This window comes from Lacticaseibacillus suibinensis (assembly GCF_003946175.1).
Taxonomy (GTDB): Bacteria; Bacillota; Bacilli; order Lactobacillales; family Lactobacillaceae; genus Lacticaseibacillus; species Lacticaseibacillus suibinensis.
Window position 1 is genome coordinate 1 of record NZ_RHOK01000014.1, and the last position, 21,775, is coordinate 21,775.

20 protein-coding genes are annotated in these 21,775 nt (G+C 54.5%); 19 read left to right on the top strand and 1 reads right to left on the bottom strand.

Annotated elements, in window-relative coordinates; translation table 11 throughout:
* Positions 1–134: 134 nt before the first annotated feature.
* The 3 genes from EKM90_RS12830 to EKM90_RS08145 all read left to right on the top strand — a co-directional run bounded on the left by EKM90_RS12830 (position 135) and on the right by EKM90_RS08145 (position 1,638).
* Positions 135–344, top strand: a complete 210-nt coding sequence (locus tag EKM90_RS12830; RefSeq protein WP_164507916.1) for a hypothetical protein — start codon at positions 135–137, stop codon at positions 342–344.
* A 73-nt stretch (positions 345–417) separates the two neighbouring features.
* Positions 418–936, top strand: a complete 519-nt coding sequence (locus tag EKM90_RS08140) for an alcohol dehydrogenase (RefSeq protein WP_191987472.1) — start codon at positions 418–420, stop codon at positions 934–936.
* A 126-nt stretch (positions 937–1,062) separates the two neighbouring features.
* Positions 1,063–1,638, top strand: coding sequence for an ECF transporter S component (locus EKM90_RS08145; protein WP_225422789.1), 576 nt, complete (start codon positions 1,063–1,065; stop codon positions 1,636–1,638).
* 44 nt (positions 1,639–1,682) lie between these two features.
* Here the strand turns inward: EKM90_RS08145 and EKM90_RS08150 are convergent, their stop codons facing one another.
* On the bottom strand, positions 1,683–2,312 hold the full coding sequence (locus EKM90_RS08150) for a hypothetical protein (RefSeq protein ID WP_125581521.1): 630 nt from the start codon (positions 2,310–2,312) through the stop codon (positions 1,683–1,685).
* Positions 2,313–2,528: 216 nt separating this feature from the next.
* Between EKM90_RS08150 and EKM90_RS08155 the strand changes: the two genes are divergently transcribed.
* The 16 genes from EKM90_RS08155 to EKM90_RS08235 all read left to right on the top strand — a co-directional run bounded on the left by EKM90_RS08155 (position 2,529) and on the right by EKM90_RS08235 (position 21,774).
* Positions 2,529–3,020 carry a hypothetical protein gene (locus EKM90_RS08155; RefSeq protein ID WP_125581523.1) on the top strand — a complete coding sequence of 164 codons (492 nt, stop codon included), beginning with the start codon at positions 2,529–2,531 and terminating at the stop codon, positions 3,018–3,020.
* A 1-nt stretch (position 3,021) separates the two neighbouring features.
* A complete protein-coding gene (locus EKM90_RS08160; RefSeq protein WP_125581525.1) occupies positions 3,022–3,615 on the top strand; it encodes a glycoside hydrolase family 73 protein in 594 nt (197 codons plus the stop codon).
* Between the two features lie 253 nt (positions 3,616–3,868).
* Entirely contained in the window at positions 3,869–4,459 is a 591-nt protein-coding gene (locus EKM90_RS08165; RefSeq protein WP_125581527.1) for a xanthine phosphoribosyltransferase, read from the top strand.
* Positions 4,459–5,796, top strand: a complete 1,338-nt coding sequence (locus tag EKM90_RS08170; RefSeq protein ID WP_125581529.1) for a nucleobase:cation symporter-2 family protein — start codon at positions 4,459–4,461, stop codon at positions 5,794–5,796. Before EKM90_RS08165 ends, EKM90_RS08170 begins: the two co-directional genes overlap by 1 nt.
* A complete protein-coding gene (locus EKM90_RS08175; protein WP_125581531.1) occupies positions 5,793–6,917 on the top strand; it encodes an ATP-grasp domain-containing protein in 1,125 nt (374 codons plus the stop codon). Before EKM90_RS08170 ends, EKM90_RS08175 begins: the two co-directional genes overlap by 4 nt.
* Before the next feature lies 1 nt (position 6,918).
* Positions 6,919–8,217: an adenylosuccinate lyase gene (gene purB, locus EKM90_RS08180; protein ID WP_125581533.1), complete on the top strand. Its 1,299-nt coding sequence runs from the start codon at positions 6,919–6,921 to the stop codon at positions 8,215–8,217.
* 387 nt (positions 8,218–8,604) lie between these two features.
* Positions 8,605–9,915, top strand: a complete 1,311-nt coding sequence (locus EKM90_RS08190) for a 3'-5' exonuclease (protein WP_164507917.1) — start codon at positions 8,605–8,607, stop codon at positions 9,913–9,915.
* A complete protein-coding gene (locus EKM90_RS08195) occupies positions 9,902–10,132 on the top strand; it encodes a DUF1858 domain-containing protein (protein WP_125581539.1) in 231 nt (76 codons plus the stop codon). The genes EKM90_RS08190 and EKM90_RS08195 overlap by 14 nt, the downstream gene beginning before the upstream one ends.
* Complete coding sequence (locus EKM90_RS08200; RefSeq protein WP_125581541.1) at positions 10,125–11,642, top strand: DUF438 domain-containing protein; 1,518 nt, start codon at positions 10,125–10,127, stop codon at positions 11,640–11,642. Before EKM90_RS08195 ends, EKM90_RS08200 begins: the two co-directional genes overlap by 8 nt.
* Before the next feature lie 135 nt (positions 11,643–11,777).
* Positions 11,778–14,018, top strand: a complete 2,241-nt coding sequence (pcrA, locus tag EKM90_RS08205; protein WP_404819941.1) for a DNA helicase PcrA — start codon at positions 11,778–11,780, stop codon at positions 14,016–14,018.
* A gap of 12 nt (positions 14,019–14,030) precedes the next feature.
* Positions 14,031–16,046, top strand: a complete 2,016-nt coding sequence (gene ligA / locus EKM90_RS08210; RefSeq protein WP_125581545.1) for an NAD-dependent DNA ligase LigA — start codon at positions 14,031–14,033, stop codon at positions 16,044–16,046.
* 15 nt (positions 16,047–16,061) lie between these two features.
* Positions 16,062–17,210: a CamS family sex pheromone protein gene (locus EKM90_RS08215; protein WP_125581547.1), complete on the top strand. Its 1,149-nt coding sequence runs from the start codon at positions 16,062–16,064 to the stop codon at positions 17,208–17,210.
* A gap of 137 nt (positions 17,211–17,347) precedes the next feature.
* Entirely contained in the window at positions 17,348–17,644 is a 297-nt protein-coding gene (gatC, locus tag EKM90_RS08220) for an Asp-tRNA(Asn)/Glu-tRNA(Gln) amidotransferase subunit GatC (RefSeq protein WP_125581550.1), read from the top strand.
* A 2-nt stretch (positions 17,645–17,646) separates the two neighbouring features.
* Positions 17,647–19,104, top strand: coding sequence for an Asp-tRNA(Asn)/Glu-tRNA(Gln) amidotransferase subunit GatA (gene gatA, locus EKM90_RS08225; protein ID WP_125581552.1), 1,458 nt, complete (start codon positions 17,647–17,649; stop codon positions 19,102–19,104).
* Positions 19,104–20,534, top strand: a complete 1,431-nt coding sequence (gene gatB, locus EKM90_RS08230) for an Asp-tRNA(Asn)/Glu-tRNA(Gln) amidotransferase subunit GatB (protein ID WP_125581554.1) — start codon at positions 19,104–19,106, stop codon at positions 20,532–20,534. The genes gatA and gatB overlap by 1 nt, the downstream gene beginning before the upstream one ends.
* Positions 20,535–20,754: 220 nt before the next feature.
* Complete coding sequence (locus tag EKM90_RS08235) at positions 20,755–21,774, top strand: diacylglycerol kinase (RefSeq protein ID WP_125581556.1); 1,020 nt, start codon at positions 20,755–20,757, stop codon at positions 21,772–21,774.
* Position 21,775 lies beyond the last annotated feature (1 nt).

Consider the following 21,775-nt stretch of genomic DNA (forward strand, 5'->3'; position numbering starts at 1 on the left):
TCAAGCAGTCCAATCCGCACTGAACCATCGTCCCAGACGTATTCTGAACTATCTTCGCCCATGCGATTACTACCGATGCATGGCGTAACAGCCTAGACCACTATCAAGAATTCGTTATCATCGTTGCACTTGACTTGAAAATTGAGGAACTGTTTTTTATCGCCTTTTCAATTGTGCAAAGCCAAACAAGCAAAGCTGGTATTTCGGGATTTATTAATTGTGATATAGAATACGATGAAAATTATTTGCATTTATTAAATGCTGTGTGTTATTTTAGACCTAGTTTCATACCACCGTTTCCCAGTTTCCGTTTTTATACATCAGGGGAAATGTTTGGCGAATAGTCTTGCTTTGCGCTGGGAAAAGGGTGACAATCGTTCACTGGGGGAACGTCATCATTTTTTGGGAGTGTTTACGATGAAACGCAAGGATATTACTGGCCAAAAATTTGGCCGCTTAACGGTGATGCGCTATGAAGGCGCCGCCAAAAATGGCAATGCCACCTGGCTTTGTCAGTGTGATTGTGGGCAGCGGACCATTGTTGATGGTTACCGGCTTCGTAAAGGGGCCACGACCAGTTGCGGTTGCTACCGGCGGGAAGTGATGCGCGAAGCGATTCGCAAAAACCCGAAGACCGCAGCCAAAATTGGCCAAAAGAATCAATTTGCCGCCACGGAAGGCGTCAATTTGAATGCGACCTTGACGGTGCGCTCGACCAATCAAAGCGGCGTCACTGGCGTCAGCTTTGATCAGCAGTCTGGCAAATGGAATGCGCGTCTGTTCTTCAAGGGCCAACTGGTGCTGAACCGGACGTACTGTTCTTTCGGTGAGGCGGTCACAGCGCGCCAGCGGGCGGAACGGCAATACTTAATGCCGCTGCTGAAACGGGTGCAAACGCCGGAAGCAATATCTTTGATGGAGTTGTTGGAAGCGTAAGTCTCAGCCTGATGGTTCATCAGGCTTTTTTTTTACGGCAAAAATCTGTACAATAGCAACAAAATCATGGCCAGTGGTGGCCAAGGAGGCAGTAAGGTGAAACACTCTAGTCGCACCATCAGTTTGATGGGGATCTTCGGGGCCTTGATTATTTTGCAGGCGTACATTCCCATGGTGGGTTACATTCGCATTTTTCCCGCGTGGCCGGCGATTTCGACCATTCATTTGACGGTTATCTTGGGTGGGGTCTTGCTCGGCATCCCAGGCGGTGCCGGGCTTGGGCTCTTGTGGGGTGTGATTAGCTTGATCAAAGCCTACACGTCAGCCACCGACCCGATGACGTTGTTGCTGTTTCAAAATCCAATTATCGCGATTGTACCGCGGGTGATGGTGGGGATCGTCGCGGCAGCGGTGTTTAATCTGCTTGCGCCTAAGGTCAAAACCGGGTTGGGGGCAACGGTCAAACTCGTCGCCGCTGGTATTCTCGGGGCGCTCACCAACACTGGACTCGTGATTGGGTTCACCTGGATCTTTTTCGCCAGCCGGGCGACACAGGTGGTGGCCGGCGCCGACTCCGCCAACTTAGGCTTACTACTGATGGCAGCCTTTGGCATCAATGCCATTGCGGAAGCCGCAATGGCCGGCATCGTTACGCCAATCCTAGGGCGGGTCCTGCTCGCCGTGCAAGCGCGCAGAAGATAAAACAAGCCCCTGAATCGCTGGGATTCAGGGGCTTTGTTGGACCATCAATCGAGTTTGGCGATGGCTTTTTGTAAGGATTTCGTTTCGGCGGTGACCGTTTCGAGGTTAGCCGACACGATTTCAGCTTGTTGACTCAAGGAACTGGTGTATTGCATCAGGCGGGTCAACGCTGCTTCTACCGCCTTGTGATCACTGGGGTCATTGCTGACGGTTTTGAAAAAGGTCGTCTCGGCAGTGGTCAGCTCGTCGTAGTAGGTGACGAAGGTTTTATGATCCAGATGAGCGAGCTTCAAGCTGTTCAATGCATCCGACAGCCGCTGCTGCGGAAGCTTGCTACCTTGCGCGTTGATCTTGGTCAGCGTGGTGTTAGCTTGCTCGATTTTATTTTGGCTGGCTTCGAGCTCCTTGTAAGTCGCTTCGCGCTTACTGATGAGCGCCGCCACTGGGCCTTCACTGCTGAAGTCTTGATTGGGATCCTTGTTATAGGCGGCTTCGAACGTGGATGGAAAAGCGCCAGCATCGGCATCCAGCTCGTTCATCAAAGTCGTCTTCTTGCTGACCTGAGTCAAAATGGTTTGGGCCGCATCGTTCAATTGTGTTTTTTGGTCAAATACCGCCGTTGAGCACCCTGCTAACAGCAGTAGCCCAGCAATGACCAAGCCAATTTTTTTCATCGCATGCGCCCCCCTTATCTTCCTATATCCTAGCCGATTAAGCCCCAGAATGCTAGTCATTGAGAGAAAGGCAGCGGAGTAAGGCCGCCTTTAGCCGGATGAGTGGCTTTTCTGCCGTATGTTAGCCTGTATGCGCTACGGGCTGATCAAGCGCCACCAGCCACTTCCTCACGCCAGCGCCACTTGAGTCTGCTACAATAGGCATGAGGTGATTTTATGGATGATCAAACACTGCTAGAATTAGCGGCTTTGACCCTGCAAGGGCGCGCCGACCATGGCCAGGCTTATTTGGCTGAGCAATTGCGGATTCCCGTGGCGCAAGTTTACGCTGGCGATGCCGCGTTGACGACGCACCAGCGGGAGAAATTACGTTATTTATTCACCGACTATGAGTGGATGCTGGCGCAAAAGATGACCTTAAGTGAAGACGGGGGCCGGCCGGCATGGCGCTTCCAGGCGGCTAAAGCGACCATCGCGACCGCTTGGTTGCAAGCGCCGGAAGTCGAAACCGAGTTGAAGAAAACCACTTTGGCGAGTGGGCAAACCGAGGCGCACTTACAAATTCGCCTTGATTATGGTAGCCATGGTCTCGCCGATATTCTGGACTTCGTGGTGCCCAATCCTGAACTGAAACAACTACAAACCAAGCAACTGACGCTGCTGGAATTTGCCCAAAAGCAGCTGCCAGCGCCGCAAACGGAGGACTAGTATGCCAAAACGCCGCAAGAAGCATTTGCCAGCAATGATTACAGGAATATTGGCGGTGTTTTTCGTGGCGGTTGGCGTGGTGGCTTGTCATCGTTTGACCTTGACCGAAACTCCGAGCAAGCCTGCAGTTGATGAGCACCGCGTCTTCATTAAACGCATCGCGCCTTATGCGCAGGAGATGCAGCGCCAGTATTCCGTCATGGCCAGCATTACCTTGGCCCAGGCCATTTTGGAATCCGACTGGGGCCAATCGACACTGGCCAGCGACTACCATAACTTGTTTGGGGTCAAAGGCACTGATCCAAACACCAGTCGTGAGTTAGCCACGAAAGAATATGTGAATGGTAAGTGGATTACCGTGAAAGCTCGGTTTCGGGTCTACGCGAATGACGAGGCCTCCATTAAAGACCATGCCTTGCTCCTAGTGTATGGCACGAAATGGAATGCCCATTTGTATGATCCGGTGCGCCAAGCCACTGATTACCAGACAGCCGCCAAGGCGCTGCAAACTGCAGGTTATGCCACGGATCCCACCTATGCCAACAAATTGATTCAGATTATTGAGACTTATAATTTGACGCAATATGACCAATAACGAATAATCCGCACATTTTTGACCGAAAATAACGTTTCACTTGAGCAAACCCGAATAATCGGGTTTTTATTTTGTCCGCGTTTATACCGGTCCATGCCTAACGTAAGCCTTTCACGGTGCGCTTAACCCGCCTTAGGGTCATGCTCATTACCGAACGGAAAATCCACATAATCCCCGGAATTCAAATTGTGACTGCCGGGATTTTATGGTAAACTTTGTGAAACTAAATTGCAGAAAAGGATGGGGAGTAAACGTGAAACTTCTTGAAGACCGAATCAGACAGGATGGTCAAGTGTTAGGAGCTGATGTGCTGAAGGTGGACAGCTTCTTGAATCATCAAGTGGATCCGGATTTGATGACAGCGTTGGGCGAGGAATTTTATCGTCGGTTTCAAGGAGTGCCCATCACGAAGATTTTGACCGTCGAAAGCTCTGGCATTGCGCCGGCGCTGGCGACTGGGATGGCGTTTCACAAGCCAGTGGTCTTTGCGCGCAAGCACAAGAGTTTGACGCTCAAGGACCATCTGTACACCGCTGAGGTTTATTCCTTCACCAAGAAAACCGCTAATACCATCGCGATTGCGGAAAAGTTCCTCACCGCCGACGATCATGTGCTGGTGATTGATGACTTCTTGGCTAATGGTCAGGCGGTTGAGGGCTTGCTCGACATTATTCAACAGGCTGGCGCCACTCTAGAAGGCGTTGGCGTGGTGATCGAGAAGCGATTCCAAAAAGGGCGCAAGTTGCTGGATGACCGGCATATCCACACGGAGGCTTTGGCCAGTATCGCCGCCTTTGAAAATGGCCAAGTTGTGTTTAGTCCAGATGAAAAGGAGCAGGCCTAATGAAGCAGCAAGATGTTTCCGCCCCGAAAGCGGCGGTCCTAGGCTTGCAGCACCTGCTGGCGATGTATTCAGGGTCAGTGCTGGTGCCGATTCTGATTGGGACGGCGCTGCATTTTTCCAGCGAGCAAATGACTTATCTGGTCTCCATTGACATTTTCATGTGTGGCCTGGCCACGGCGCTGCAAGTCTTTGCCAACAAATTCTTCGGCATCGGCCTGCCAGTGGTTTTAGGTTGTGCCGTGCAAGCCGTAACGCCGCTGATTGCCATCGGCCAAAAATTCGACATTCAAACCATGTATGGCGCCATTATCGCCGCCGGGTTGTTTGTCTTTTTGATCAGCGGGTTGTTCGCCAAATTGCGGCGCCTGTTTCCGCCGCTGGTGACCGGGACCTTGATCACCGTGATTGGCCTGTCCCTGATTCCCGTGGCGTTCCAGAACCTGGGCGGCGGCAACACCGCCGCTAAGGATTACGGGAGCATGGCCAACTTGGCCGTGGGGGCGTTCACGGTGCTCTTGATTTTGGCCTTTAACGTTTGGGGCCGCGGTTTCATCCGTTCGATTGCCATTTTGATTGGCATGGTCGGTGGCTCGGTGTTGGCCGGCCTGATGGGAATGATTTCCTTCCAGCCAGTGATTGAAGCTTCCTGGTTCCATGTGCCGACGCCCTTTTACTTCGGGGTGCCGCACTTTGAATGGAGCTCAATTCTGACGATGATTCTGATTTCACTGGTTTCGATGGTGGAGTCCACTGGGGTGTTCTTCGCCTTAGGGGATGTTGTTGGCCGCAAAATCGAAAGCCAAGACCTGAAAAAAGGTTACCGCGCCGAAGGGTTAGCGGTGTTGTTAGGCGGAATTTTTAATACCTTCCCGTACACCACCTTTTCCCAGAACGTGGGCCTGGTGCAGTTATCTGGCATCAAAACCCGCAAGCCCGTGATGTTCTCTGCATTGTTTTTGGTGCTGTTGGGGCTGCTGCCGAAGATTGGTGCCCTAGCGACCATTATTCCTAACCCTGTGTTAGGCGGGGCGATGCTGGTGATGTTCGGCATGGTGGCGGTGCAAGGTATTCGCATGCTGCAGCAAGTCGATTTCCACAATGATAAGAACCTGCTGGTCTCGGCGATTTCGATTGGCTTAGGCCTGGGCGTGACGGTTCAACCAGATATCGTGCAATTCTTGCCGAAAACCTTGCAGCTACTGTTCTCGTCAGGTATTTTGCTGGCTAGCATCTCGGCGGTGGGATTGAACCTGTTGTTTAACGCCAAAAAGCCGCAACCAGAATTAGATGAACAAGATGGACTGAATGAAACCGATCAGAAAGAAGGCAGGCCGTGACTGCATTTATCGAACCTGGTGCCGGGGTCGGCATCATTGGCGGGGGGCCGCTGGGTTACGCCCTCGCCCAAACGGCAAAAAATCTGGGGATGCACGCCATTGTGCTGGCGCCCAGTGAAGATGATATTGCACTGACCGCAGCGGATATGCCGCTGGTGGGTGCCGCGGATGACGCTGACGCCTTGGCGCGGCTGGCCTCGGTGTCCACCATCGTGACTTACGCGAATGAAAACGTGGATGGGGATGCCTTGGCCGAGTTGACCACGAAGACGCAATTGCCGTCGGGCACGGATATTTTAACGGTGACTCAGGACCGTTATTTGGAAATGGTGTTCCTGGACGATCAGAACATCAATATCTTGCCTTACGCGCAGGTCGTGGGTACTAATGACATCAGCAAGGCGATTGAAAGTGTCGGCTTCCCGGCAATTTTGAAACCCATTCAAAAAGATATGGGCGCTGATCAACAGTTGCTGTTGAACGGTCCCGAAGATGTGGCTAATGCGCAGCAGCTCTTGCAGCAGCGGCCGTACGTGCTGGAAGCCTGGCTGGCGCATCCCGTCGAGTTTGCCGTTGCTGCGGCCAAAAGCGGCGACACGGTGCAGGTCATGCCACCGGTGCAAACGGTGGTCGATGGCCGCAGCTTGCAGGCGGCGTTTGTGCCCACCACAGCTGGCCCAGAAGTGACGCAGGAGCTGATCCGCGTGACCAAGCTGATTGCGGAGCATCTGGATTACATCGGGGCGTTTGGCGTGGAATTCTTTATGACTGAAAGTCAAAGCCTCTACGTGAAGCGGATTTATCCGGCGCCACAAGTCAACACCGCGGTGCTTGCCACCACGGCCGGCATCAGTCCGGTCGAAATGCATCTACGGGCGCTGCTCGGCTGGCCACTGCCGGTAGTGTCGCTGCTGCGGCCAGGGTTCCTGGTGCCGCTGGCGACGACGCAAAAGGCGGCGGCGATGACCCAGGTGCAGATCAAACCCGATTGGCACTTTGAGTTCTATCCGGTGGGCAGCGCTCAGCTCGGCGCCATGACCATTTTCCACCCGGCAGCCGAAGCGGTAGCAGCCTTGAACGCGACTGACCATTTTCACTTGTCACTGAATAAGGAGGAGTAACATGATCGACCGTTATAGCCGGCCAGCAATGGCGCAAGTGTGGACCGAAGAGAACCGTTACCGCAATTGGCTGGAAGTCGAAATTCTGGCGGCCGAAGCCTGGGCCCAGCTGGGGGAAATCCCTGCCGCTGACGTCAAAGCCTTGCGGGCCAATGCCAAATTTGATGTGAATCGCATTCACGAAATTGAAGCGGTGACGCGCCATGATGTGGTGGCCTTCACCCGCAATGTGTCAGAATCTCTCGGCCCCGAGAAAAAATGGGTGCACTTTGGCCTCACCAGTACCGATGTCGTGGACACGGCGCAAGGCGCGGTGTTGAAACAAGCCGATGAAATCTTGCGTGCCGACATCCAAGCTTTGACCGATTTGATCGGCCAGCGCGCCAAAGAATTCAAGCACACCGTGATGATGGGCCGCACCCACGGCGTCCATGCCGAACCCACGACTTTTGGGCTCGTGCTGGCCACCTGGTACTCCGAAATGAAGCGCAATGCCAAGCGCTTTGACGATGCCGCGGCAGATGTGGAAGCGGGCAAGATTTCCGGCGCGGTAGGCACTTTTGCCAACACCCCGCCAGCGGTTGAAGCCTACGTTTGCGAACACCTCGGCATCCGCGCCCAGGAAATCTCCACCCAGGTCTTGCCGCGGGACTTGCACGCGCATTACATCCAAACCCTGGGCCTGATTGCCACCTCCTTGGAACGCTTTGCCCTAGAAATTCGGCATTTGCAGCGTACCGAAGTCCATGAGGTGGAAGAACACTTCAACGCCGGCCAAAAAGGCAGCTCCGCCATGCCGCACAAGCGCAACCCCATCAGCTCTGAAAACGTCACAGGTTTGGCCCGGATTATCCGCGGCTATGCCACCCCAGCTTTGGAAGATGTGCCGCTTTGGCATGAACGCGACATCTCACACAGCTCTGCAGAGCGCGTGATGCTGCCAGATGCTACCGGTTTGCTGGATTACATCCTGCATCGCTTCACCAATATTTTGGCTAACCTGGACGTCTTCCCAGACACCATGAAAGCTAACATGCAAAAAACGCATGGCCTGATTTACAGCCAGCGCGTGATGCTCAAGCTAATTGAAACCGGCATGAGCCGGGAACAAGCCTATGACCTCGTGCAGCCTAAAACCGCGCAGGCCTGGGACGAACACCGCGACTTCCGCACCTTACTGGAAGCTGACCCGGCCGTCACGGACCGCCTCAGCGCGGCCGCCTTGGACGACGCCTTTGACTACCATTACCACCTGAAGCACGTCGATGAAATCTTCGACCGCATCGGCTTGGGCGACTAAACCCTGAATAATCGGCAACTGTTCTCTCACAAGCGAGTGCCGTTGCCGATTTTTGATTCTTAAAAACGGTTGGCGAAATTTAGGAGGAAGATTGAAAAAGCTCCCGGAACCGTGAGATTTCGCCCAAAATCGTTGAGCTGAATCCCTGCAGGTTAACACCACGGTAGGCCAGGACAGCCGGAACAGAAATGGGCTCAGTGGTGAAATTGTTCTTAGCCAACGAATTTGGTTGGCTTAGAACAAGCCGCGACTTCGAGACAAGCTTTGCTTGGCTCAAAGCGCTGGCCACCACGTTCCAGCCCATTTCTGTGGAGGCGGTCCTGGCCGGCCAGCACTTGCCCTCGCACCCTTTTTTGGGTAATCTGAAGCTGAATGGAGCGTGGAGGAATGAATCAAGCAGCAGTCATTAAAAAAGTGCAAGCCCCGCTGGCCGAAGAGGATTGGCTATCTGGCCTGCAAGCAGCGCTGACCGCGCTCGCGGCCTTTAGCGGTGGCACGCCGGAACAAGCCGCCGCCACTTGGGACGAAACAACTGGCCTCATGGTCAATCTGGCCTGTCTTTGGCCCAACGCCGTCCCGGCTTTGCCGGCACTCAACGCCATGGCCTGTTTGCCCACCGCCCCCAAGCCCAAGCAAGCAGCCGACCGGGTGCTGCGGCGGTTGCTCAACGCTTATACCTTGTCGCTGCGGGATCCAACGGCGTTACCGCCAGTGCTCGTGGCAGACTGGCCGGCCGTGCGCCAGGTTTACAATCAAATTGCCGCGGTCCAAGCCGTCATGCACCAATGGCGCTTGGAACCAGAGGCGCCCAATGTCCAGACGACACTTTACGGTCCAGTGGCTGGCAGCACCAAGAAGCTTTTGACCGCCGCCGGGGTCAAAGCGAGTTTTGAACCGATGGCCCAGCCTTGGGCCACTGGCTTCCAAGGCGCGGCGATGGCGCCAGTGGTGGTGGGTGAGAAAAGCCGTGATGGCCGCGCCGGCGTGGGGCAACAGCAGGAGGTCTTGGACCGCGCCAAGGCGTTGCAACTGCGTCATTTTCCGCGCACCAAGCGGCCGGCGTTTGTCCGCCAGGAACAGCCGACGTTGTACCATGAAGGAAGCGTGCGCGATTACACCGTCTTTGATCTGGAATTCTCCAGCGGTAATGTCCACGAAGGGATGTTTATCACCGAAATCGGGGCGGTCAAAGTGCGCGCCGGTCAGATTGTTGACACCTTCAACGCCTTCGTCAAAGTCCCGGCTAAGCACCGCTTGAACGTGTATTCCCAGCGCGTTACCGGCATTCACGAGGCGACTCTCAAAACTTACGGCCTGCCGGCTGATCAAGCGGCGCGCCAATTTATCGATTTTATCGGCAGCGATGTGCTGTTAGGTTTCTCCATGCATGGTGGCGACTTGCCGGTGCTGCGCCGCCAGTTTGGCCTTTATCCGACGGCAGGGCGCCTGATTGATGTGGCGCAGCTGGCCAAGCGGGTGGGGCCGATGCCCGGCACTCCAGAAGTCAGTTTGACCCGGTATCGTCATTATCTGGGCCTGAGTTTGCTGGCGCATGGCGCGCTGTATGATGCGGTGACGACCCACGCCTTGTACGCGTATTTGGAAGGCCACCCTGTAGCGCCAGATGCATTGGTGGCGGAGTTTGAGCAGGTCTTTGCCCGCAGTTTGAAAGGAGCACTGCCCCATGGCCAAAATTAGTTTAACCACGCCGGTCCACGACTTGGTGGCGGCTCATCCCGATATCGTGCCAATCATGGTGCAGATGGGATTGGACGGGGTGACCCAGCCGGGGTTACTCAACACGGTGGGCCGCTTCATGACGCTGGAAAAAGGGGCCAAGATGAAGCACATTCCGCTGGCCCAGTTGATTGAGACGCTCACGCAAGCCGGATTTGAGGTAGAGGCCCATGACTGAAAAAAACGCCGTTGAACGGCAAAAAAAGATAGTCGAAATTCTGCAGATGCTGCACCAAGGCGGCGACTTTGAAGCTGCCAAGCAAATCTTTGACGAGACCTTTGATGGGGTGGATGTGGCGGAAATCACTGGCGCCGAGCGCGAGCTGATTGCCAGTGGCCTGAACCCGATGGAAATCCAAACCCTGTGCAATGTCCACGCCGCGGTGTTCCGCGGAAAAATCACCAACCAGAAAACGCCAATGGCCGAAATTCCGGGCCATCCGGTGCAGGTGATGAAGCTGGAAAATGTGGTGCTGGAATCACTCATGAACGATGAACTGCTGCCAACGCTGAAGAAGTGGATTCAGCAAGCCAGTGCCGGCGCCAAAACCGACCCGACTGAAGATGCGATTTTGCTGCAGCGGTTGCAGAACGCCTTGGCAGACTTAAGTAAAATTGATGCCCATTACAAGCGCAAAGAAAACCTGATTTTTCCGTTGATGACCAAGTACGGCATTACCGCCCCGCCAAAAGTAATGTGGGGCGTGGATGATGAAATCCGCAACTGGATCAAAGACGCCCAGCATGCGGTGACAGCGCCAATCACTGACCGCTACCAAGCGGAAACCGCCATCGAAAAGGCGGCCAAAGAAGTCGATGAGATGGTGTTCAAGGAAGAAGAAATTATGCTACCGATGGTGCTGGAGGTTTTCACCCCCAGCGATTGGGGGATGATCCAGGCCGAAAGCGGACCGATTGGCTACACCCTGATTCCCGATCCCCTGCCATGGCAGCCAACTGAAGAAGAGCGCCAGCAAAAGCCCAAGCCGTCCAAGCTCGCTCAGGAATTGAACGCTCAGGCGGAAGCCTTAGCCACCAGCCAGCAACTTGGCTCTCAGCGCCCGGCGCAGCCTAGCGACCGTGATATCCTGAGTCAAATTCACCAGGACGTGCCCATGCCAGTGGCACCGCCAGAAGTCATGGCCAAGCTGCAAGCCAGCCAAGGCAAGACAGGCGAGAGCGCAGGTCCTCGCATCTCTGTTCAAAAGCCGCGCCATCGCGGGCCAGTGGCCTTTGGTTCCGCTAGCTCTGGCAGTTCTGATGGCCGGGTGGAGATTGACGGGATGCACCCGGCGCGGGTGGTGCTGCCGACCGGGAGTTTTGATCTCGACCAGCTCACCAATGTGCTGCGGCTGTTGCCAGTGGATCTGACCTTTGTCGATGCCACGGACACCGTGCGCTGGTTCTCAGACAACGGCCACCGGGTCTTTCCGCGCACCACCGCCGTGATTGGTCGCTTGGTGGTGGACTGCCACCCGCCGAAGTCCGTGGACAAGGTCAAAGCAATTTTGGCCGATTTTCATCGTGGCAAGGAGGACCATGCCGATTTCTGGATTCACTTCCGGGACCGCATGCTTTACATTCGCTACTTCGCCATTCACAACCCCGCCGGCGACTATCTTGGGTGCTTAGAGGTCAATCAAGATGTGACTGACATTCGCGCCTTGGAAGGGGAAAAGCGGCTGTAACGCATCAAAAAATAAACGGCTTCACCACGGCCAAAAGCCGGTGTGAAGCCGTTTTTATGCGGCCGAGCGGCTGTAATCGAACGCGTGTTTCTGGTACAATGAAACAAGATTATGCACCGGTGAAAGGACGATATTATGGCAACAGCCCTACTGCAAGGCATGAATGACAAACAATCCGAGGCGGTGTTAGCCACCGAAGGCCCGCTTTTGATCATGGCCGGCGCTGGCTCCGGGAAAACTCGGGTGCTGACGCATCGCATTGCGTATTTGATCGAAGACAAGGGCATCAATCCCTGGCGCATTTTGGCCATTACGTTCACCAACAAAGCGGCGCGAGAAATGAAGGAACGGGTCGGCAAATTGCTGGATCCGGAGCTGGCCCGCGATGTCTGGGTTTCAACCTTCCATGCGCTGTGCGTGCGGATTTTGCGCCGCGACATTGAGAAATTAGGCATGAACCGCGCTTTCACCATCGCTGACCCGGCAGAGCAAAAGACGTTGGTCAAGCACATTTTGGCTGATTTGAATCTCGACCCGAAACGCTACGACCCGAAAGCCTTGCTGAGTACGATTTCCAATGCCAAAAATGACCTGCAGACGCCAGAAGATTACGCGAAAGCGGCGGCGTCGCCGTTCGAACAAGTGACGGCCAGCGTGTATGCCGAATATCAGAAACGGCTACGGTCCGATCAGGCGCTGGATTTCGATGATTTAATCATGCAAACCATTCTGTTGTTCAAGCAAGAACCTGAAACGCTTGAATTCTACCAGCGCAAGTTCCAATACATTCATGTCGATGAGTATCAGGATACCAACGAGGCCCAGTACCAGCTGGTGCACATGTTGGCCGATGGTTATCGCAACTTGTGCGTGGTCGGGGATGCCGATCAGAGCATCTACGGCTGGCGCGGGGCGAACATGCAAAACATTCTGGACTTCCAGAAGGATTATCCGGATGCCCAGGTGGTCATGCTCGAACAAAATTACCGTTCGACCAAAACTATTTTGCAAGCCGCCAATGATGTGATCAAAAACAACAAAAAGCGCCAGGTCAAAACCCTGTGGACGGAAAATAAAACCGGCGACAAGATCACCTATTACCGGGCGCAAAGCGAACTGGATGAGGCGTACTTCGTCATCAAAACCATCGAAGGCGAAATGGCGGATCACCACCGGCGCTATGGCGATTTTGCCATTTTGTACCGCACTAACGCCCAGTCCCGGGCGATTGAAGAAGCCTTCGTCAAAAGTAACATTCCCTACAAAATGGTGGGCGGCCATAAATTCTACGACCGCAAGGAAATTCGCGATGCATTGGCGTACTTCCGCCTGGTGATCAATCCCGACGATGACATGTCGTTCAACCGCATTGTCAACGAACCCAAGCGCGGCATTGGTGCCACCTCGCTGGAGAAACTGCAGGCTTTCGCCAACCAAAATGGCTGGTCGCTGCTGGAAGCGGCGCAAAATGCCGAGCTCTCCCAGGTGTCCGGCAAGGCGCGGACGAGTTTGGCGGCCTTTGGCGAGACCATTGCCAAGCTGGCGGACAAACGCGCCAGTGGCAGTGTCACCGAGTTGATGGAAGGCATTTTGGATAATACCGGCTACCTGCCGCAGCTGAAAAATGCCGGGACCGTTGAGGCGGATACCCGCATCGAAAACTTGCAGGAACTGTTGTCGGTGACTCAGCAATTCGACGCTCGCTACGAACCCGAAGATGAGCAAAGCGATTTGTTCGTCGACTTCATCGCTGATTTGGCCTTGGTGTCCGACCAAGACGACATCGAAGAAGACGCCCAAGAAGTGACGTTAATGACCTTGCACGCTGCCAAAGGCCTAGAATTCCCAGTCGTCTTTTTGGTCGGCATGGAAGAAGGACTCTTCCCGCTGAGCCGCTCGGCCATGAACGAAAGTGAAATTGAAGAAGAACGACGGCTGGCCTATGTCGGCATCACCCGGGCCAAGAATAAGCTGTACATCAGTAATGCCTATGCCCGCATGCTGTATGGTCAGCGTCAAAACAATCCGCAAAGCCGCTTTATTGACGAAATCGAACCGGAATTGCTGGCCACCACCGGCCAAGCCGCACCGAAGTCCGATATTCCGTTCTTGAATCGGACCCAGCGTGCGGTCACGCCAACCTTCAGCCGCCATCCGCAAGGCACCAAAGCGCATGTGGTAGCCGCACCGCAATCGGCGGCCGGTAAAACCACTTGGGCGCTGGGTGACAAGGCCGTGCACAAGAAGTGGGGCATTGGCACGGTTGTCAAAGTTTCCGGCACCGGTGATGATCAAGAACTCGACATTGCGTTCCCAGACATGGGTGTGAAGCGGCTACTGGCCGCCTTTGCCCCGATTGTGAAGCAAACCGATTAAGGAGGTCCCAACATGGCAGAGCAGGCAATCAGCGACTACACGCATGCCGCCGCGCAAACTGAAGTCGCGCAGCTGGTCAGACAGCTGAACGGCTGGCGGCGTGAATACTACACCAATGATGCGCCGAGCGTGGAAGATTCGCGGTACGACCAAACCTATCGGCGCCTGCAGGAATTTGAAGCGGCTTTTCCCGATTTGATTCAAAGTGACTCGCCCACCCAAGGCGTGGGGGATGTCATTTCACCTGATTTCACCAAGGTGCCGCATCCGATTCCAATGCTGTCGATGGGGGATGTCTTTTCCCTCGCAGAGCTGCAGGCTTGGGCCGAGCGCCTGGAAGCCGGGGTGAGCGAAACCGTTGATTACAATGTGGAGCTGAAAATCGATGGTCTGTCCCTGTCCTTGGTCTATGAGCAAGGCAAGCTGGTGCAAGGCTCCACCCGCGGCGACGGCAACGTCGGGGAAGATGTGACCGCTAATGTCCTGACCATTCCTGATATTCCGCACCAGCTTAAACAGCCCTTGGACATCGAAGTGCGCGGTGAATGCTACATGCCCAAAGCCGCCTTTGCCAAACTCAACGCCCGGCGTGAAGCCGAGGGGCTGGCACCGTTTGCTAATCCCCGGAACGCGGCGGCGGGGAGCCTGCGCCAGCTGGATGCCAAAGTCACCGCTGACCGCCAGCTTGCCACGTTCTTGTATACCTTGGTCGAGCCAGCACGCTACGGTATCACGACGCAACACGACGCCATTGCCTTCATGGCCGATTTGGGCTTTGCCACTAACCCTTCTTCGATGAGCACCGCGGATTTGGCGGCGATGGATGATTACATCACCACTCAAACTGCCGACCGTGACCGTTTACCCTATGGCATCGACGGCATTGTGGTGAAGGTGAACAGCTTGCCGCTGCAAGCGCAACTCGGCAACACGGTGAAAGTGCCACGGTGGGAGATTGCGTACAAGTTCCCGCCGGAGCAAGCCGAAACCGTAGTGCGTGACATTGAATGGACCATCGGCCGCACCGGCGTGGTGACTCCCACGGCGGTGATGGATCCGGTCAGTCTGGCTGGGACCACGGTGGCGCGGGCCAGTTTGCATAATGCCGATTTGATTGCGGAGAAGGATGTTCGCATCGGCGATACGGTGCTGCTGCACAAAGCCGGCGATATCATTCCGGAAGTGTCGGAGGTGGTCTTGAGCAAACGACCGGCGGCTAGTCAGCCGGCGCCGATTCCGACGAGCTGTCCTTCTTGCGGCGAACCGTTGGTGCATTTGGACGAAGAAGTGGCGCTACGCTGCATCAACCCAATGTGCCCGGCGCAGGTCCAAGAACAGCTGACCCATTTTGCCTCGCGCAATGCGATGAACATTGACGGCCTCGGACCCAAAATCATCGCTCAGTTGCAGGCCAAGCACCTAGTCAAAGATGTGGCGGATTTGTATCATTTGACCGCCACCGACCTGAGTCAACTGGATAAGTTCAAAGAAAAGTCGATTAATAATTTGTTAAAGGCCATTGATAACAGTCGGCAGAACTCCGTGGAACGGCTACTATTTGGCTTAGGCATCCGCCATGTTGGCGGTAAAGCGGCGCAGCTGTTGGCCGCCCATTTCGGTGACTTGAATCATTTGATGCAAGCCGATGCCGAAACCGTGGCCGGCATCGCCGGTATCGGGCCGACCATTGCAGAGAGTGTGACGACTTACTTCCAGCGCGAGCAGGCGCAGGAGCTGATTGCGGCGTTCCAGGCGGTAGGCGTCAATCTGGCTTACCACGGCGCGGCGCCGGCGGCCACCGACAGCTTTTTCTCGGGCAAGACGGTGGTCATCACCGGTAAGTTCAGTGAATTTTCCCGGCCGGAGCTCACGACCAAGTTGCAGGCGCTGGGCGCCAAAGTCACTGGCTCCGTGTCCAAGAAGACCGACCTGCTGGTGGCAGGCGAGGCGGCTGGTAGCAAACTGGCCAAAGCCACCAAGCTCCAAGTGCCAGTAATGGTGGAGCAAGAACTTTTGACGAAACTTTAAAGCGAGGCATTTGACATGAAAAAAGCACTCACAGCGGCCTTGATCCTAGTCGCCGCCATCAGCTTGGCCGCTTGCGGCAATCTGAGCTTTGACTCTGGCAGCGGCAGCAGTACCAGCGGCTCCAGCAAAGGCTACACCACCACCGGCACGGTGGATTCCGGGATGTACGAAGGCGTCATTCAGAATGGCCGCTATAAGACCTCCAGTGCCCGCGGGTTGCAGCTGTCCACCAATCAACAAGGTGGCAATAGTTTCAACATTAAGAGCATGGAAAATGGCTTGCAGGACATTGCCAAAAAACAGTTCTCCACTTCCAAGTATGTGTTCGAGGAAGGCCAGCTGATTTCCACCAGCACCGCCAAAAAGTGGCTCGCGCGTAAAAGCGACGACAGCCAAGGTCTGAACCCCAAAGACAACGGCAAAACCGGTGAAACTGAACGCAACCCGATATACCTGGAAACCATGGTGGAGCAGGATTACATGACCCAATCTGGTAGTGACATGAGCCTGGGTGGGGTGGCGATTGCCCTGGGGATGAACGCCGACGATTACTACCAGAAAGAAAAATATGGTGCTACTTATACCACTCACATCAGCGATGCGGACATGACGACGCAGGGCAAAGCCATGGCCAAGAAAGTGGTGGCGCGGGTGCGGAAAATGAGCGGCGTCAATAACGATACCCCAATCGTGATAGCCTTGTACAAGCTTGCTGGCTCGGATTCACTGGTCGGCGGCACGTATTTCGACTATGTGGTCTCCAAGTCTGGAACCGACGTGGCGGATTGGACGCCCGTTAACCAGCAAAACGAAGTGCTGCCGACGGTGGACAATAAAAAGCCCATCAACAAAACCGTCTCGACGGACTTTGATAACTTCACCACGAATGTTGAGAATTTCTTCCCGACCTTGGCTGGGGTGACAGCGCAGGCGCATTATAGCGATAACGCTTTGAATGGGCTGAACATCACCATTAACACCCAGTTCTATGGGGCCACAGAGCTCAACAGCTTCACCCAATACGTGGCGAACGCCGCTAGCAAGTATCTGCCAAGCGGAGTCAAAATCGAAATTACGATTCAATCCACCCAAGGCATCCAGGCGTTTGTCTCGCGGGAAAGCAGCAGCAAAGACTTTTACACCCATGTCTTTGGTAGCTACTAAGCAAAGAGCCAGGGCGACCTGGTTTTTTTGTTGGCCTGGCCATAAATCCCGGCCGGCGTGCCCGCACTGCCGGTGGGTATGGTAAACTAAGTTGAATAATTGTGCGTTAAAATCGCACAGAAGAAGGTAGGGAGAACATGATTTCAAAAGAGAGTGTTGCCCATGTTGCCGGACTGGCCAAGTTGGCTTTTACCGACGATGAATTGCAGCAATACACCAATCAGCTGGATGAGATTTTGAACATGGTCGCGCAGCTGGAAACCGTTGATACGACTGACGTGCCAGTGACGACGCAAAGCATCCACCTTGAAAATGTGATGCGCGAAGATGTGGCGCACAACGACACCAAGATCGCCGACTTGCTGGAAAATGTCCCAACCAAGAAGGGGACCTTAATCCAAGTGCCATCAATCATTGACAAGGAGGACGACTAAGCGTGACTTATTTGAAGCAAGATCTCACCTCAGTGCATGAAGCACTGGTCAATGGTAGCCAAACGGCTAGCAGCCTACTAAAGGCAACTTATGCCAACATTGAGCAAGTAGACGCTGACGTGCAAGCCTTTTTGACTTTGAACCAGGAAGCCGCCACGAAGCAAGCCGCTGCAATCGATGAAGCAGGCATCCCCGCTGACCAGCCTTTTGCTGGCGTACCAGTAGGCATTAAAGACAATATTGTCACCAAAGACCTCAAAACTACCGCAGCGTCCAAGATTTTGGGCAACTTTATGCCGATCTACAACGCAACGGTAGTGGACAAGTTGCATGCTGCCGGCGCGATTACAGCGGGTAAGCTGAACCTGGACGAATTCGCCATGGGATCATCGACGGAAAACTCCGCCTTCCAAACCACCAAAAACGCTTGGGATTACACCCGCGTGCCTGGTGGTTCCTCAGGCGGCTCCGCGGCGGCCGTAGCGTCAGGTCAAGTGCCGATGGCGTTAGGGACCGATACTGGCGGTTCAATTCGTCAGCCAGCGGCCTTTAACGGCATTGTCGGGCTCAAGCCAACTTATGGCCGAGTTTCCCGCTGGGGTGTGATTGCCTTTGCCTCTAGCCTGGACGTGGTGGGTTCGTTGACTCGCACGGTGAAGGACGCCGCGTTGACCCTAAATGTGATTGCGGGCCATGATGACAAAGATGCCACCACCGCCGATATCCCAGTGCCGGATTACGCGGCCAAGTTGGGCCAATCCATCAAAGGCATGAAGATTGGTCTGCCGAGTGAATACCTTGGCGAAGGGGTCGATCCGGCGGTGGCCGCGCAAGTGCAAAAAGCCGCTGATCAATTCCGCGCGCTGGGTGCGACTGTTGAAACCGTCTCGCTACCGCATACCAAGTATGCCGTGGCTGCCTACTACATTATTGCCAGCTCTGAAGCCTCCTCGAATTTGCAGCGCTTCGATGGGATTCGGTATGGCTTCCGCGCAGAAGATGTGAAGAACCTGGAAGATGTTTATGTGCGGTCGCGCTCCGAAGGCTTCGGCCCTGAAGTGAAGCGCCGTATCATGCTGGGGACCTTCAGCCTGTCCGCTGGGTTCTACGACGCCTACTTCAAAAAGGCGGCGCAAGTGCGGACGTTGATTTCTCGCGACTTTGATCAGGTCTTTGCCGACTATGACTTCATCATTGCCCCAACGACGCCAACGCCAGCCTTCAAGATTGGCGAAAAAGTCACTGATCCTTTGACCATGTATATGAATGATATCCTGACCATTCCGGTCAACTTGGCCGGTTTACCAGCGGTTTCCGTACCGGCTGGCTTTGTGGATGGCATGCCAGTGGGGCTGCAGCTGATTGGCAAGCAGTTCGATGAAGCAACCTTACTGCAAGCGGGGGATGCCTTTGAGCAGGCAAATGACTATGTTGACCAAATCCCGGGAGGTGCGAACTAATGAATTTTGAAACCACCATTGGGCTTGAGGTCCACGTTGAGCTGAAAACCAATTCCAAAATGTACTCCCCAACGCCGGTGTCTTACGGTGCTGAACCCAACATCAATACCAACGTCATCGATTGGGGCTTCCCAGGGACGCTGCCAACCGTCAACAAAGGCGCGTACAGCTACGGCATGATGGTTGCCATTGCGTTGCATGCTGACATCACCCGGCACACCCATTTTGACCGGAAGAACTATTTCTATCCTGATAACCCGAAGGCCTACCAGATTACCCAAAGTGAAACCCCACTGGCCACCAACGGCTGGATTGAAATCGAAGTTGATGGTAAGAAGAAAAAAATCGGCATTCACGAACTTCACGTCGAAGAAGACGCCGGTAAAAATCAGCACGAAGACGACGGTTATTCATACGTCGATTTGAACCGGCAAGGCACCCCGCTGGTTGAAATTGTGTCTGAACCCGATATTGCCAGCCCCGAAGAAGCCTACCAGTATCTGGAACAGCTACGCCAAATCGTGCAGTTCACCGGCGCTTCCGACGTGAAGATGGAAGAAGGCTCCATGCGGGTGGACACCAACTTGTCGGTGCGGCCCATTGGCGCCACCGGGTTTGGGGTCAAAACCGAAATCAAGAACCTGAACTCCTTTAACCACGTGCGTGACGGCCTGGCCTTTGAACAAAAGCGCCAAGTTCAGGTGCTGATGGCAGGTGGTCAGGTGCGGCAGGAAACCCGGCGCTGGGATCCAGCCAAAAAGGAAACGATTTTGATGCGGGTTAAGGAAGGTGCAGATGATTACCGCTACTTCCCAGAACCAGACCTGCCACCAGTCTTCGTCTCCCAGGCTTGGATCGATGACGTGACTGCGAAGCTGCCAGAAGCACCAGCCAAGCGGCGCGCACGTTACATCAACGAATGGGGCATCCCGGCTTATGACGCCGGCGTCTTGACCTTGACCATGGAAATGGCCAACTTCTTTGAAGCCACCGTCGCAGCCGGCGCCGATCCTAAGCAAGCCTCTAACTGGCTGATGGGCGAGGTCTCTGGTTACCTGAACGCCGAACACTTGGAACTCAAGGACGTGGCCCTGACGCCAGCGCACTTGGCTGAAATGATTAAGCTGATTGCAGACGGTACTATTTCCAGTAAAATCGCCAAGAAAGTCTTCCAAGAAATCATCAAGAACGACACCGATCCCAAAGCTTGGGTTGAAGAAAAAGGCATGGTCCAACTCTCCGACCCCGCCAAACTCACTCCAATTATCGACGGGATCTTGGACGCTAACGCTCAAAGTATCGAGGACTTCAAGAACGGTAAAGACCGCGCCATCGGCTTCTTAGTCGGTCAAATCATGAAACAAACGCACGGCAAAGCGAACCCGAAAGTCGTCAACCAGATCTTGATGAGCGAAATTAAAAAAAGATAGGCTGCGGAGCGAGGCGCGCTTAGCCCGACAAATAGCCTAGCTTCAGGCATTACCGGCGTATTTTGCCGGTGAGGCCTGAAGCATAGCTATTTTCTAGGGCGTTGCCTCGCGGAGCGCAACTTAGATAGGCTGCGGAGGGTGGCCGCTTTTAGCCCGCCCGTCTAATTTTGGTTTCCACCCCTCATTTTTCTCCACCCATTTCAAAACAGGAGGCAAGAACATGCGACCACGCGCACGTTTGATTTATAACCCAACCAGCGGGAACGAAGGCATGCGCCGCTATGTGGCGGACATATTAGACGTCATGGAGCAGGCGGGTTATGAAGCGTCGGCGTTTCAGACGACCCCAAAACCATTTTCCGCCAAAAAAGAGGCGAGCCGCGCCACCAAGGACGGCTTTGACCTGATTGTTGGTGCAGGTGGCGATGGGACGATTAACGAAGTCGTCAACGGTATTGCACCGCATCGGCATCGCCCCAAGCTGGCTATCATTCCGGCGGGGACCACGAACGATTACGCGCGGGCGCTGCGCATTCCACGGGAAGATCCGGTGGCGGCGGCCAAACTGATTTTAAAGGGGCAGACGTTGCGCATGGATATTGGCCAAGCCAATGACCATTACTTCATGAACATCGCTGCTGGGGGCTTGCTGACTGAGCTGACGTACCAGGTGCCATCGGAATTCAAATCGATTTTTGGCTACTTTGCTTATGTCGTCAAAGGCGCCGAAATGTTGCCAGCAGTGCAATCGGTGCCAATGCATCTGGAATTCGATGATGGCGTGTACGATGGGCCGGCGAGCATGTTCCTGCTAGCGATGACTAATAGTGTGGGCGGCTTTGAGCAAATTGTGCCTGACTCCAGCATGGGGGATGGCAAGTTTTCGCTGATTGTGGTGAAAACCGGCAACTTCGCCGACTTCCTGGTGCTGATTGGCAAGGTCCTGAACGGCGGACGCCACACGGATGATAGCAATATCATCTATACCAAGACCTCCAAGCTCGTGGCTAAACGCACCGATGGTCAGGAGATGAAAATCAACTTGGATGGAGAATTCGGCGGCAATGCCCCGATGACCTTCAAAAATCTCAAGCAGCACATGGAGATTTTTGCCAATGTGGATGAGATTCCGAAGAAGAACCTGGACCCTGATGTCGTCACCGAAGATTATGTTGAGGAAGTCGAACATATTTCTCATCAAGACATTAATGGCGATGGTAAAATCGCTAAGGGAGAATAAT